This is a genomic window from Vibrio sp. 1401, assembly GCF_033340295.1.
In genome coordinates this window covers 132,389-145,717 of record NZ_JAWOWF010000006.1, presented here as the reverse complement: position 1 = coordinate 145,717, position 13,329 = coordinate 132,389, and the positions used below count along the sequence as shown (strand labels likewise).

At 45.1% G+C, this 13,329-nt stretch carries 12 protein-coding genes; 6 read left to right on the top strand and 6 right to left on the bottom strand.

Going from position 1 to position 13,329, the window contains the following annotated elements:
- Positions 1-10: 10 nt before the first annotated feature.
- On the top strand, positions 11-820 hold the full coding sequence (locus R7Z77_RS05540; RefSeq protein WP_005381966.1) for a MetQ/NlpA family lipoprotein: 810 nt from the start codon (positions 11-13) through the stop codon (positions 818-820).
- Positions 821-946: 126 nt separating this feature from the next.
- Here R7Z77_RS05540 and R7Z77_RS05535 read toward each other — a convergent pair whose 3' ends face one another.
- Together R7Z77_RS05535 and syd are read right to left on the bottom strand one after the other, a co-directional pair.
- Complete coding sequence (locus R7Z77_RS05535; protein ID WP_158157279.1) at positions 947-1,723, bottom strand: Zn-ribbon-containing protein; 777 nt, start codon at positions 1,721-1,723, stop codon at positions 947-949.
- Positions 1,724-1,725: 2 nt separating this feature from the next.
- A complete protein-coding gene (gene syd / locus R7Z77_RS05530; protein WP_193837501.1) occupies positions 1,726-2,271 on the bottom strand; it encodes a SecY-interacting protein in 546 nt (181 codons plus the stop codon).
- A 108-nt stretch (positions 2,272-2,379) separates the two neighbouring features.
- Here syd and queF point away from each other — a divergent pair, with 108 nt between their 5' ends.
- From queF to xni, 5 genes are all read left to right on the top strand, one after another.
- Positions 2,380-3,225, top strand: coding sequence for an NADPH-dependent 7-cyano-7-deazaguanine reductase QueF (queF, locus tag R7Z77_RS05525; protein WP_213896190.1), 846 nt, complete (start codon positions 2,380-2,382; stop codon positions 3,223-3,225).
- A 164-nt stretch (positions 3,226-3,389) separates the two neighbouring features.
- On the top strand, positions 3,390-5,672 hold the full coding sequence (locus R7Z77_RS05520) for a tetratricopeptide repeat protein (protein ID WP_080773725.1): 2,283 nt from the start codon (positions 3,390-3,392) through the stop codon (positions 5,670-5,672).
- Between the two features lie 98 nt (positions 5,673-5,770).
- Complete coding sequence (locus tag R7Z77_RS05515) at positions 5,771-7,336, top strand: sensor domain-containing diguanylate cyclase (RefSeq protein ID WP_005381978.1); 1,566 nt, start codon at positions 5,771-5,773, stop codon at positions 7,334-7,336.
- Between the two features lie 291 nt (positions 7,337-7,627).
- Positions 7,628-9,004 carry a nucleotide 5'-monophosphate nucleosidase PpnN gene (gene ppnN / locus R7Z77_RS05510; RefSeq protein WP_005383611.1) on the top strand — a complete coding sequence of 459 codons (1,377 nt, stop codon included), beginning with the start codon at positions 7,628-7,630 and terminating at the stop codon, positions 9,002-9,004.
- Between the two features lie 58 nt (positions 9,005-9,062).
- Entirely contained in the window at positions 9,063-9,845 is a 783-nt protein-coding gene (gene xni, locus R7Z77_RS05505) for a flap endonuclease Xni (RefSeq protein WP_005381982.1), read from the top strand.
- A 109-nt stretch (positions 9,846-9,954) separates the two neighbouring features.
- Here xni and rlmM read toward each other — a convergent pair whose 3' ends face one another.
- The 4 genes from rlmM to R7Z77_RS05485 are packed head-to-tail and all read right to left on the bottom strand — an operon-like array spanning position 9,955 to position 12,955.
- On the bottom strand, positions 9,955-11,046 hold the full coding sequence (rlmM, locus tag R7Z77_RS05500; protein WP_017820611.1) for a 23S rRNA (cytidine(2498)-2'-O)-methyltransferase RlmM: 1,092 nt from the start codon (positions 11,044-11,046) through the stop codon (positions 9,955-9,957).
- Entirely contained in the window at positions 11,043-11,441 is a 399-nt protein-coding gene (locus tag R7Z77_RS05495; RefSeq protein WP_047010151.1) for a DUF423 domain-containing protein, read from the bottom strand. The genes rlmM and R7Z77_RS05495 overlap by 4 nt, the downstream gene beginning before the upstream one ends.
- Positions 11,431-12,054 (bottom strand): alpha/beta fold hydrolase, encoded by a 624-nt coding sequence (locus tag R7Z77_RS05490; protein WP_318136613.1) that lies wholly within the window; start codon positions 12,052-12,054, stop codon positions 11,431-11,433. The genes R7Z77_RS05495 and R7Z77_RS05490 overlap by 11 nt, the downstream gene beginning before the upstream one ends.
- Positions 12,035-12,955 (bottom strand): transcriptional regulator GcvA, encoded by a 921-nt coding sequence (locus R7Z77_RS05485; protein WP_005383616.1) that lies wholly within the window; start codon positions 12,953-12,955, stop codon positions 12,035-12,037. The genes R7Z77_RS05490 and R7Z77_RS05485 overlap by 20 nt, the downstream gene beginning before the upstream one ends.
- Between the last annotated feature and the right edge of the window lie 374 nt (positions 12,956-13,329).

Sequence of the window (13,329 nt, the reverse complement as noted above, 5' to 3'; positions counted from 1 at the left end):
GGAGATAAAGATGAAATTTAGCCTTAAAGGTCTTTTGACTGTAGCAACGGCCGCCTCTGCTCTTGCTCTAGCGGGTTGCGGCGACAAAGAAGTAGACGTAAACAAAGTAAAAGTTGGCGTTATTGCTGGTGCTGAAGCACAAGTAGCCGAAGTTGCCGCTAAAGTAGCAAAAGAGAAATACAACCTAGACGTTGAGCTAGTAACATTTACCGATTACGTAACACCAAACGCCGCTCTGGATGATGGTTCAGTAGACGCGAATGCGTTCCAGCACAAACCATACCTAGACCAACAAGTGAAAGACCGCGGCTACAAACTGGCTATCGCGGGTAACTCATTCGTTTACCCTATTGCTGGTTACTCAAAGCAAGTAAAATCAATTGATGAAATTCAAGATGGCGCACGCATCGCAGTACCAAACGACCCAACTAACCTAGGTCGCTCACTACTGCTTCTTGAGCAACAAGGTTTAATTACGCTACGTGATGGCGTTGGTCTACTCGCTACAGTACGTGACATCGTAGGCAACCCTAAAAATATCGAAATCATTGAACTAGAAGCCCCACAGCTTCCACGTTCATTGGATGACGTAACGCTATCTATCATCAACACCACTTACGCAAGCTCTATCGACCTATCGCCAGAGCGTGACGGCGTGTTCGTTGAAGATAAAGACTCACCATACGTAAACCTAATTGTCGCTCGCGAAGAAAATGTTAATGCGCAAAACGTACAAAACTTCGTAAAAGCTTACCAAACGGAAGAAGTTTACGAAGCGGCAAAAGAGCTGTTCAAAGGCGGTGTTGTGAAAGGTTGGTAATCCCACTTTTCAAAACATGACTGAAAACAACGTTCTAAACATAAACGTTCTAAACACAAAAGGGCTGATGTGAAAACATCAGCCCTTTCTATTTGTCTATCTACCCATTTAAGTAGCTTCAATTCGCTACTTAAGATGGTCCCAAGAGATATTCGACACGATTCGGCAGTCATCACACTTAAAATGAAATATGTCATGTAGTGGCTCATCGAGTAGCCACTCGCCATCGCATTTTGGACACTTGCGCGCTTTCTCGCTCTCCAGCGACTGACCACCGACACGATACTGGTAATAGTACGTAGGGATCTTCGTGATGTATTCGATACGGCCACGTAAGTCCCAACCTCGGCGAAACAGCACACTATCCACATCGCAAATTTCGTGCAGCGCCGCATGTTCCGCTCGGCAACCCCCTGCCATTTGGATTTCATCACACGCTTGCCACTCAGTCTGCCACTTAATGACGGCTTTATGGTCTCCATTAAGTGTTGGCTCATTACGATACAAAGGAATTGGCAACAGGGTTTCACCACTTCGCAAAGGCGAACACGTATGAACATAAGTCGTGTACAACACTTGCCAGCTAGGTGTCTCTTTTTCGGCTGCTTGTTCTGAATTCAAATCACGCCCCAGCATACGCATTTTCGGAGCAAGCAAAGACGCATCCGACAAACGGTTCATGCACACTTTGACGAAATCTGAGTGATAACGTGGATGCAAGCTGTCTTGTTCTGGGCAAACAACACGAACGAAAAATTCACCTTCTCCCATCACTATCGGAAATTCACGACCTAATACTTGGCCGTTGTAACGCAGAGCATCCATCAAGCCATTAATGGCTTTGTCTACCGCGCTGACGGTGGTGTTATCAAAACACTCAAACTGCAACTCAACAACATACATACTTAGACGGCAGCCTCTAACTTATTCAAGAACTCAACCAATGAATCTGCCAATACATCACGTTTAGAGGTACCCAAACGCTCTAGAATCACATTGCCAGTGAGGTTACAAATAGAAATCACATCCATTTCCTCATCTGTCGCTGCGATAAATACTGTTGGTTTAAGTTTCAAGCGGCGCTGCGTCACCAAATGACCAAGAATATTTTCTTGTAGACGCACGAAATCGTCATCGCTCCAGACTTGCAGCAGCGTCAACGAATTACCTTGCCAAGTTGCCTCCATATCGGCGCAGTATTGAGAACCATAAAAGGCTTTAACATCATCTTGCAGTGACAACTCAATCGCATTTTCCACATTGGTGAAATCGGCCATTTCATCACGTGCGACCGCTTTCCAAAGCACCTTTCCATCACGCTTCTCTTCGACACAAGGAGAAACAAGCTCTGCAAGCTCTTCACTGCTTGGCAACTCATTATATTTAGCTTGCCAAGCTTGTTGGTAGCGCAGGCTGAACTCTTGTAGCGCCTGAGTAACGTTTTGGGTCATGAAGGTCTCCTCATTCCTTATTTATCAGATAGCCGTGTTTGCCGGATGGCAATTGACCAGCGGATTCAGTAAAATTCTCGCCATTCTAATCGAAAACGACCACAAAGTATGAGCAAATATTCTGACGCTAAAGAGCTTGCTGGCCTAACACTAGGTAAAAAGACCGAGTATGCGAACCAGTATGACCCAAGCTTGCTGCAACCAGTCCCTCGCAGCCTGAACCGAGATGACCTTCAGTTAGGCGATACTCTGCCTTTCATGGGGCACGACATTTGGACGCTGTATGAACTGTCTTGGTTAAATAGTAAAGGTTTACCACAAGTGGCCGTTGGCGAAGTATACATTCCAGCCACCAGCGCAAACTTGATTGAATCGAAGTCTTTCAAACTGTACTTAAACAGCTATAACCAAACCCGCTTTGCAAGCTGGGAAGAAGTGACTGAGCGTTTAACACAAGACCTGTCTGAATGCGCAGGTGAAAAGGTGCTGGTTGAGGTGAATCCAGTGACCCACTATACCAATCAACCTATCGTAACAATGGACGGTGAATGTATTGATGACCAAGACATTAACATCACCAGTTACGATTTCGATGCCGATTTGCTTGAAGGTGCGGCAGGTGAAATACAAGTTGAAGAGGTGCTACATAGCCACCTATTGAAATCAAACTGTTTGATCACTAACCAACCCGACTGGGGCAGTGTAGAAATTCGCTACCAAGGCGCAAAAATAGATCGTGAGAAGCTGTTACGTTACTTAGTGTCTTTCCGCGAGCACAATGAGTTCCACGAACAGTGTGTAGAGCGTATTTTTACGGATCTAATGAAATACTGCCAACCAAGCAAACTGACCGTATTTGCCCGCTATACGCGCCGTGGAGGCTTGGATATCAACCCTTACCGCTCAACGGAACAAGATAAGCCAGCTCACAATCACCGTATGGCTCGTCAGTAAGCGCATAGGCAACAGAAATAAGTTCGGCAATCTAAAGGGTTGCCGGACGTTTTTATTGTCCGAGCATGTTACTATATCAAATGGCTTCAACCCGCATTTAAACGGCTAATTGAGGCTTTTCGCCGTTATCGCCATATCTAAAAACAGTTCGAGGGAACGAAAGGATGTTTTGGGACAGTTCGCGTCTATTCAAATTGATTGGCTTTCTTTGCTTGCTGTTTGTACAGCCACTTCATGCAACCATTTTATCGTCCGCGTTACTCAACGAAGCACAACAATTGGCGGAAATAGAGCCATCACAAGCAAAACAAGCGGCAACCAACTATTTGTCACAGCGTGAGCTAACAGAACGCAAAGAAAGTGACAGCCCTTCAGCCATGTCTCGCGACGAAACAGATCGTAGCGTTCGCACACCAAGCAGCACCATCGAAGCGCACAAGATTATCGCTCAGGCAGATTACGCCATGGGTAATGTTCGTTCGGCTATCGAGCACCTAAATAAAGCGGAACGCTTAGCGCAAGAATATCAATTGCCGTACATGGACTTAGATCTACAGCTGATGCGCAACCAAATGATTTGGATGTACGACGAAAACTACTCAAAAGCGGAAGACACGCTTAACCAAATTGAACAACAGCTCGATGAAGCCGATGCCGTATTACAACGCACCGACAGCGTTCGCTACCGACTAGTGATGCAAAGAGCACTCCTCGCTTCACATAGTGGCGATGTCATTAAAGCGGAAAACTTGTACTCTGAAGCAAAGACCATGCTTGACGATAGCCGCTCTGAGTTAGCCTTGATCGACTACTACACTGCCGTCGGCGAGTTTTACCTCAATAGCAAGAAATACAATTTGGCTTTGTCAGAACTCCTATACGGTTATTGGCAATCTATTGAAAGTAACAGTGGTGCAAGATTAGCAAAAGTGAATCGCCTTTTGGCTAGGCTCTTCCAGGAGCGACGAGTGTACGACAAAGCGATCGAATACTTATCTCAAGCCGCAGATTTTTATGACTCTTACCCTAGCTCTCCGATCCTAGCGGACGTCCTAGAGCAAATGGGCGACATCTACTTTTATCAGGGTAAGTTTAACCTTGCGTTAGTGCATTACTTCAACGTGCTTGACCATGAAAGTACCAGTAAGAACATCAATAGAATCATTAAAATTCGCTTAAGCTTGGCGGCTACCTACCTACAACTCTATAACTACGCGCTAGCAGAGCAGTACTTAGACCGCTCTAAAGAGCTTTTAGAATACACCAATATTCCTAAGCTTGAAGCAAAGGCTGCCCTGCTTCAGTCAGGTCTGGCTTATCATCAAAATGACAGTAAAGACGTCATTACTAATGCTAAGCTGGCGTTAGCGCTTGCTGAAAAGTCACCTGAAAATAACAACTTCATTAAGCAGCAGTCATACCGTTTACTTGGGTTGGGTTACGAGCAGGCAGGCGAATACAAACTTTCTCTGCAAGCTTATAAAAAATACACCAACCTCGTTCGTCTAGAACAAAAGCAGCTTAACCAAATCAGTGAGGATGCGTTCCGTCAGCAAAAAGAATTTGCCGAACAAACCATCCATTACATCGGTCAATCAGAACGCTTAGAGCAAGTGGAAAGAGAGCATCGTAAATTCCAGAAAATCTCATTTGCATTGTTTATTACTGTCTTGGTCATGTTTTTGTTCATTATGCGCCGTGGTGTCATTATGCAGCGCCAAGCAAGTGAAATCGAAAAACTGCGTAACGACCTCTTCACCCACTCTCGCTCTCGTTTACGTAACTTGCGTATGCTGAATGTTAAGCTTTCTCGCTCATTGAAAAAGTCGAGCGAAACTTTCGAGCAATGGCAAATGGGTGAATTGATCCACGAACCACTTAATGATCGCCTACGCTTTGTTATGATCGATTTGCCATTCTTACGAAGCATGTACGTCCATAACGGCTATAAGGCAGGTCTAGAACTAGAACGGGCATTTGGCGACTTCCTTGCGGAAAAAATAGAAAAACCGTCGCGTCTTTACCATTTCTCAGATGCGAACTTACTCTACATAGAACCGAACGCTGACCGTGATGCTTCTGCCGAAGTCATGTTCGAAAAATTCCAGACTTGGGTGGATGAGTTCGCTCAGCAGCACAACGTCAATCGTATTATTCGTATGGGCATCAGTGATTATCCGTTCTTACCCCGAGCCTACACTGCAATTAACGATGAGGAATTACTCGATCTGTTGTTGCTTGCGACTCACATCGCACGAGAAGTCAGCTTGAAGGATAAGCAAAGCCACTGGGTGTTCTTAAAAGCCATCGATAATGCGCCTGCTGCTAGCTTTGCAACAGGTAACATAAGAACTGCCTGTCAACATGCCATTAGCCAAGGCCTGATCAAGATCCATTCGTCCTACAAGAATGAGGACGACATCAAGAAAATATTAAAAAATGGATAATTAAACGCCTGTTGAACGTAATAACTAATGACGCTATAAAGTTTTTTGTTATTATCAGATAATTGTCAGTAGTACATGGACTTAACCGTAGTCACTTCATGGGAATCTTGGAATCCGATATTCAGTCGCAGCTGCATCAGCTGAGTTGTCAACTTGACCAACTCAGACTGACTCATCGTGATACTTCACTCAAATTCAAACGTGAACAACAAGTTCTTAAACGCGTTGTGGCATCATTGTCTTCAGCTTGCCAGGGTTCGAACACTCAGGTATCCAACTACCTATTTGAAATCCAACAAGAGCTGCAACATCAAAAAGATATCAGCACTCTTATCCCGCGTTTAGCGGTATTAGAGAGGATGCTCAAACAGCAGTCGAAGACGATGGATAAACAGAACGGTTACCTTGACGAACAAATCAAGCACAGTGGTGAAACACTGCAACGTGTCACTGGCTTACCTGCGCAGTTAAAACGTGAACTACGGAACCTGATGAGTTTCTCTGAAGTTCACGCCAGCAATAAAGCTGATCAAGCCACTAAGCTACTGAGTATTTACGAACGCGCTCTGAAAATCATTACGTCTAATTCACGTCTACATCTTAGTGAATTTGAAAACAATCCTGACAGATCTCAACTTGAATGCTTGGCCAGCGACCTTCAACATACTATTACAGAGCTGGATTTCGAGGGAGAATCAGGCGATAGATTGCTGGATATTCGCGCTAAGTTGCTCCTTGGCGTGAGTGCCGAGTCTCTCATTGAGCTTACGCTCTCAACGCTGAAATTGGTTGTCGAAGCAACAAAGTTCGAGCGCGAGGCGTCTAGCCAATTCCTTGATCAGCTGAACACTTCTCTCGCAAGTAACCTAAAAACCGTTCATCAGAACGTCGACCAGCATCATACCTACTTTGAACACCGCCAAGAGCTCAACACAGAAATGAACAGCTTGGTTGAATTAAGCCAAAAGTCACTTAATCAAGCTCAAGATATCGCGGTTGTGAAAAAAGAAATCACGCCTCTTCTCGAAAAAATGGCGTCGCTGACAGAGCGACTGAAAATGACGGAAGAGCGAGAGCAAGCGCTGCAAGAGCGGTTAAGTTACAGTAAGAACCAACTCGAAGCGGTATTTGAAACTACGCAAGATTATCGTCGACGCTTAGATGACCAAGCTCAGCGTATGTTGCTCGACCCGCTGACTAAAGTTTATAACCGCACTGCATTTAACGATCGACTAGAGCTAGAGTATCGCCGTTGGATTCGCTCTCAGCAAAACCTTCGTGTTGTGCTATTTGATGTAGACAACTTCAAAGCGGTGAATGATAGCTATGGTTATACGGCTGGCGATAAAGCGCTGAAGATCATCGCTCGTACTATTAACAAGCGCGTATCAGAAACGGAAACAGTGGCTCGCTTTGGTGGCGAGGAGTTTATTCTACTCGTCCCGGAACAATCTGAAGAATACACACTGGATCTGATTAAGCATATCCAGCGTGATATTAGCCAATTACCCTTTAAGTTCCGTGAGCAAAATATCATGATTACCTTAGCTGCTGTATCGACGTCTTTCAAAGAGTCCGATACGCCAGAGTATGTGCTCGATCGTCTTGGCAAGATGCTTGCGGACGCTAAAAAACGTGGAACAAACCAGCTTAACTGGAGCTAAGATTCGTACAAAAAGCGAGCAAACAAACCAAATTTGGTGCAATCTACGCTTTATAACCACCCATTTTCAACGAGTTATCACATTTCTTCCCTTTTAGTCTGCTAAGCTGTAAAAAACCAAGTCACTTCAAGATGATGTATTTATAAAAGGCAAATGTATCATCTTGAGGTTGCTTGGGAGTTGATAACCATAAAACCAAATCGGCCAACTACCTTTCATCAAACCATACGTATAACACCAAAAAGGTAAGTTGGTACTTTCCCTCAAATTAATGCAACACAAGGAGGCGTTATGATTACCCATATAAGCCCCGCTGGTAGCATGGACTTGCTATCTCAACTAGAAGTAGAGCGCTTAAAGAACACAGCCTCGAGTGAACTTTATCAGCTGTACCGTAATTGCACATTAGCGGTGTTGAACTCCGGTAGCCATACCGATAACTCGAAAGAACTGCTCGATAAATACCAATCGTTTGATGTCAACGTCGTGCGTCGTGAGCGTGGTATTAAGCTTGAGCTGACTAATCCGCCAGAGCACGCTTTTGTTGACGGCGAAATAATTAAAGGTATCCAAGAGCATCTGTTCTCCGTATTGCGTGATATCGTTTACGTAAACATGCATTTGGCAGACGCCCAGCGGCTCAACCTTACTAACCCAATTCACATTACGAACCTCGTGTTCGGCATTCTTCGTAATGCCAGAGCATTAACTCCAGGTATCGCACCGAATCTTGTCGTATGTTGGGGTGGTCACTCTATCAATGGAGTGGAGTATCAGTACACACGTGAAGTGGGTAACGAACTGGGCCTGCGTGAACTTAACATCTGCACAGGTTGCGGCCCTGGTGCAATGGAAGGGCCGATGAAAGGTGCAGCAATTGGGCACGCAAAGCAACGTTATACTCAGCAACGTTATCTTGGTTTAACCGAACCCTCGATTATTGCGGCCGAGCCACCAAACCCAATAGTAAATGAGCTGGTCATCATGCCCGACATCGAAAAGCGCTTGGAAGCTTTCGTCCGTATGGCTCATGGTATCGTTATTTTCCCAGGTGGCCCGGGCACAGCGGAAGAGCTACTGTACATTCTTGGCATCATGATGCACCCGGATAACGCCGATCAGCCAATGCCTATCGTATTAACAGGACCAAAAGAGAGTGAAGAGTACTTCCGCTCTATTGATGAGTTCATTCGCGACACACTTGGTGAGGAAGGGCAAAAGCACTACGAGATCATCATTGACGACCCGGCAGAAGTCGCTCGTATTATGAAACGCTCCATGGACTCGGTACGCCTTCACCGAAAAGAGAAAGGCGATGCGTACAGCTTTAACTGGTCATTGAAAATTGAGCCAAACTTCCAACTGCCATTTGAACCTACTCATGAGTCGATGGAACAATTGGATTTAAGCCTAGATCAAGAACCGCAAGTTTTAGCGGCCAACTTGCGTCAAGCCTTCTCTGGCATAGTGGCAGGTAACGTAAAGGCTGAAGGTATTCGAGAAATAGAACGTAGAGGGCCTTTCACCATTCATGGCGACGCAGTCCTCATGAAAAAACTCGATAAGTTGCTAAAAGACTTTGTCGAACAGCACCGAATGAAATTACCTGGCGGTTCAGACTACGAACCGTGTTATCGAATCGCTCACCCGGAAATTGGTGGTCGATAGTCAGGCTAGCATTCGTTACACTAGGGGCATTACGCCCCTTTTTTATTGCTAAGTCATTATGTCTATTCATCTTGTTATCATTGATGCCCTAAACCTGATCCGCCGAGTGCACTCAGCACAACCAGATCCAACCGACATAGCAAGAACCATAACCACAACGCAAAGAACCCTCACTCGCATTCTGTCAGAGGCCAACCCGACACACATCATCGCAGTTTTTGATCACCACGAACAAGACAGAGGTTGGCGCGCTGAAATTCTCCCTGACTATAAGCAAAACCGAAAACCAATGCCTCTGCCACTACTGCAAGGGTTAGATGCGATTCAACAAGCGTGGTGGGAGCAAGGTATTGATTCATTGCTGTCTGAAGGCGATGAAGCAGATGATTTGGTTGCTACACTCGCAACGAAAGTGGCCAGCCATGGTGAAAAAGTCACCATCGTTTCGACTGACAAAGGTTACTGCCAGCTACTTTCCCCTACCCTACAAATCCGTGATTATTTCCAACATCGTTGGTTAGATGAACCATTTATCGAAAAAGAGTTCGGCGTAAAACCAAGTCAACTAGCGGATTACTGGGGATTGACAGGGATAAGCTCTAGCCAGGTTCCGGGCGTACCTGGAATTGGCCCGAAAGCAGCGAAAGAGATTCTCACTCAGTTTGAGAGTATTGAAGCTGCCTACGCTAGTGAAGATCTCGTACCGAAATACCGTAAAAAATTGGATGAGCACATTGAGTCTGCTCGTTTATGTAAACGCGTCGCCGCTTTAAAGTGCGATATAGAACTAGGCTTTAACTTGCAAGATATTCGCTTTTTAGGGCCAAACAAAGCGGAGTAGTGTCCGATGGTAGTTTCACACCATGAAATCCGGCAGATATTAAAAAAGCGCCATTTGAAGGCGCTTTTTCTATTCTAATCACTATTCCCAAAAGACTCGGGGAATAAAGTTAGTAAGGTGAAATATTCGACAGACATTGGATATGAATCGTGATCTCTTCACGATCATGATACAAATGTTTAGCTTGTAGCTTGAACTTTACCTTATTATCAATGAGGAACTGCTTCAGATTTTCAAGGTCTTGCAGCACTTCGTCATAACGCCCTTTCATTGGCAGCTTAAGGTTAAAGATAGCCTCTTTTGCCCAACCTTTTAACAGCCACTGTCCCATCAGGTGAGCAACACGAGCTGGCTTTTCCACCATGTCACAAACAATCCATGTTACGTTCTTGCGGTCTGGTTCGAACTTAAAACCATCCACCATATGGTGTTTGATCTGGCCAGTTTCCATCAAACTGTCTGCCATCATGCCGTTATCAACGCAGTGAACGAACATTGAGCGCTTCACTAATTGGTACGTCCAACCGCCTGGACATGCACCTAAATCCACACCCCACATACCTGGTGCCAAACGCTCATCCCACTCTTCACGTGGAATAAAGACATGAAATGCTTCTTCCAGTTTAAGTGTTGAACGACTTGGGGCGTCTGCTGGGAATTTAAGGCGAGGGATACCCATGAAGAACTGTGAGTTGTTGTCAGTGTAAGAGTAACCAACGTAACAGTGGCCAGGCTCAACAAAGCAAATGTGCAGTACTGGTTTTTTCGCGTTATCTTTGTTCAGCATTAAGCCTTTGCCGCGCAACGCTTGACGCATTGGGACGGTAAACTTACGGCAGAATTTCAGTAGCTCTTTCGCTTCATTTGTATCTGGCGTTTCAATTCTCAAATCACCACAACGAGGGAATGCTTCGATGTCTGCTAGTTCATTCAAAATTGGACTAATTCGGTCATCACTTGGCAACGATTGAAACTCAGCTGCTACCGCAAACATTTGTCGAGCAAAAATTAAAGACTTAAAGTCTAAACCTCTCGCAAGTTTGTCGGCATCTCCATCTTGGTAACACTCGAAGACAACATAACCTGAGTTTCTCTTCACACGAGGGAAGCCATACACTTCCAACTGTGTCGCTTTGTCCTGAATTTCACCAGCACACTCTTTCTCAAAGCCAGAACGGCAATAGAGCATTAGTTGTTTCACTTGGAGACCTCTTTGATATTGAACGCAGCAAAAAAGAACAGACACCAACCAATCATGAACAGTAATCCTCCCACAGGAGTAATTGGCCCAAACCACTTAATGCCCGTCAGCGCCAGCGCGTAAAGACTGCCGCTAAAACAAAAGATGCCGATAATAAAGCAAATCGCCGCAATGAAAAAATATTTTTGTGCTTTTTGTCCCAAATTGAGCAGAAGCAGAATGGCACAAAACACAATCGCCAACGTGTGAATAAATTGATACAGAACTCCGGTCTCAAATACACCGAGCAAATAAGGGGCCAGTGTCGCTTTTAGCCCATGAGCAGCAAATGCTCCAAGAGCGACCGAAAGCAGCCCAGACAGACCAGAGAATGAGAGTAACCACTTACTTTTCACTGTACACCTCTTTTATAAACGCCGCTAACTGCTCTATCGCGAGTGCAATGTTACCCACTTCAGTATGACCTGAGCTCTTGCGCGGTTTGAAGCTGTGGTCACCATCAGGTAAAAAGCTCACCGTTACTAGTGACGAAAGGACGAAATCATCGAATTCCTCACGCTTACCAAAGGTGTCTCGTTCCCCTTGCAGAATCAGCGTAGGTTTCTCAATGGTTGCTAAGTGCTCGCCTTTGTATTTCTCTGGCTTTCCTGGCGGGTGAAATGGAAACCCTAAACAGGCAATGCCCGACACCAGCTCATTTTCAGCCAACAAGCTCGACATACGACCGCCCATTGACTTACCACCAATAACCACGGGAGAAGAAGTAAAGTGAGCGATCACTTCGCTGTATGCTTCGAGCAACTTTGGCGCGCGATCGGGCGGACGCTTTTTGCCATCTTCCGAACGTTTCACCATGTAAGGGAAATTAAAACGCACTACACGAATACCTTGCTCCACTAATCCTTTGGCGACCGCTGTCATGAAATCATGCTCCATCCCCGCACCTGCGCCGTGAGCAAAAATAAACAGCGGTCCGTTTTCAGGTCCCTCAGCTATCCAGTGATTCATCCAATACTTCCTCTTGTTCTTTTCTCGCGGTTGCTAACATCCAGTCTCTAAACGTTGCGATTCGGCCCATATCTGCCTGCTGTTCATGACACACCACATAGAATGCATTCTTAGATATCAACACCTCGTCGAATGGTGCAATGAGTCGTCCGGCTTCCATTTCAGGTTTGGCGAGTACGTTGTTACCGAGCGCGACCCCCTGACCGTGCGCAGCAGCCTGTAGCACCATCGTTGAGTGACTAAAAATAGGACCGTGGTTTACGTTGATGCCTTCAATGTTGTAATGACGAGCAAACTGCTTCCAGTCTTTACGCGAAGTATCGTGTAACAAAGTATGTAATTTGAGGTCACTTAAAGATTCTAATGGTTTGTTACCCAAAAGTAATGAAGGTGAACAAAGTGGGATCAAAAACTCTTGGTACAATTTATCTGCTCGCAAACCTGGCCAGTTCCCACGGCCATAGTAGATCGCCACATCAACATCATCAGTCAGTGAGCCTTCATCCATATCTACGGCTTTAATACGTACATCGATATCGGGCTCTTGAGCATTAAAATCGGCCAAACGAGGTACAAGCCATTGGATAGCAAAACTCGGCGGTAGGCTAATCGTCAATGCCCCTTTTTCGCTACGTTCCAACACCTTATCTGTCGCTTCCGCAATCGAGGTGAAAATATCTTTGATATCGAGAAAGTAACTTTGGCCTTCTTCTGTTAACAACAAAGAACGATTACGTCGACGGAAGAGCTTCAATGATAAGAACTCTTCAAGCGCTTTAATCTGGTGACTGACCGCGGCTTGAGTAACAAATAACTCTTCTGCTGCTCGTGTAAAACTGAGATGACGAGCAGCCGCTTCGAAGACTCGAAGCGAATTTAATGGAGGCAATCTGCGAGACATATGGGACCTCTAATAGGATTAGTTTTTTTAATCTGAAACATTATAAAATGTCCGTTGTCGAACAGCCAGATAAATTCTATATTTCACCCCGCAACACGGGCCTGAACGGCTTGATTTCTTTGGAAATCAATTGGCTTCGTTGTTGCGATGTTGTGTTTGCAAACTCGTATTTCGAGTTAGGTAGATTTCTACCATAATGTTTTGTCCACACTCCCTGTGACAAAACATATACTTCCTGTATTTATTTTTGACCTGTCTGTCAAATTTGTTACACCGCCTAAATTAGGCGGTGTTTTTTTATCTATCAAAAATCTCATCCGCATATCTGGCAGCAATATCACTTTATTACTCTTCTTTCGGATTAATTATCGTTA

Excerpts from the sequence above, each read along its gene's own strand:
- R7Z77_RS05485 (WP_005383616.1), bottom strand. The coding sequence starts at position 12,955 with ATGTCTCGCAGATTGCCTCCATTAAATTCGCTTCGAGTCTTCGAAGCG.
- R7Z77_RS05490 (WP_318136613.1), bottom strand. The coding sequence starts at position 12,054 with ATGAATCACTGGATAGCTGAGGGACCTGAAAACGGACCGCTGTTTATT.
- xni (WP_005381982.1), top strand. The coding sequence starts at position 9,063 with ATGTCTATTCATCTTGTTATCATTGATGCCCTAAACCTGATCCGCCGA.
- syd (WP_193837501.1), bottom strand. The coding sequence starts at position 2,271 with ATGACCCAAAACGTTACTCAGGCGCTACAAGAGTTCAGCCTGCGCTAC.
- R7Z77_RS05520 (WP_080773725.1), top strand. The coding sequence starts at position 3,390 with ATGTTTTGGGACAGTTCGCGTCTATTCAAATTGATTGGCTTTCTTTGC.
- queF (WP_213896190.1), top strand. The coding sequence starts at position 2,380 with ATGAGCAAATATTCTGACGCTAAAGAGCTTGCTGGCCTAACACTAGGT.
- R7Z77_RS05540 (WP_005381966.1), top strand. The coding sequence starts at position 11 with ATGAAATTTAGCCTTAAAGGTCTTTTGACTGTAGCAACGGCCGCCTCT.
- R7Z77_RS05515 (WP_005381978.1), top strand. The coding sequence starts at position 5,771 with ATGGGAATCTTGGAATCCGATATTCAGTCGCAGCTGCATCAGCTGAGT.
- ppnN (WP_005383611.1), top strand. The coding sequence starts at position 7,628 with ATGATTACCCATATAAGCCCCGCTGGTAGCATGGACTTGCTATCTCAA.
- R7Z77_RS05535 (WP_158157279.1), bottom strand. The coding sequence starts at position 1,723 with ATGTATGTTGTTGAGTTGCAGTTTGAGTGTTTTGATAACACCACCGTC.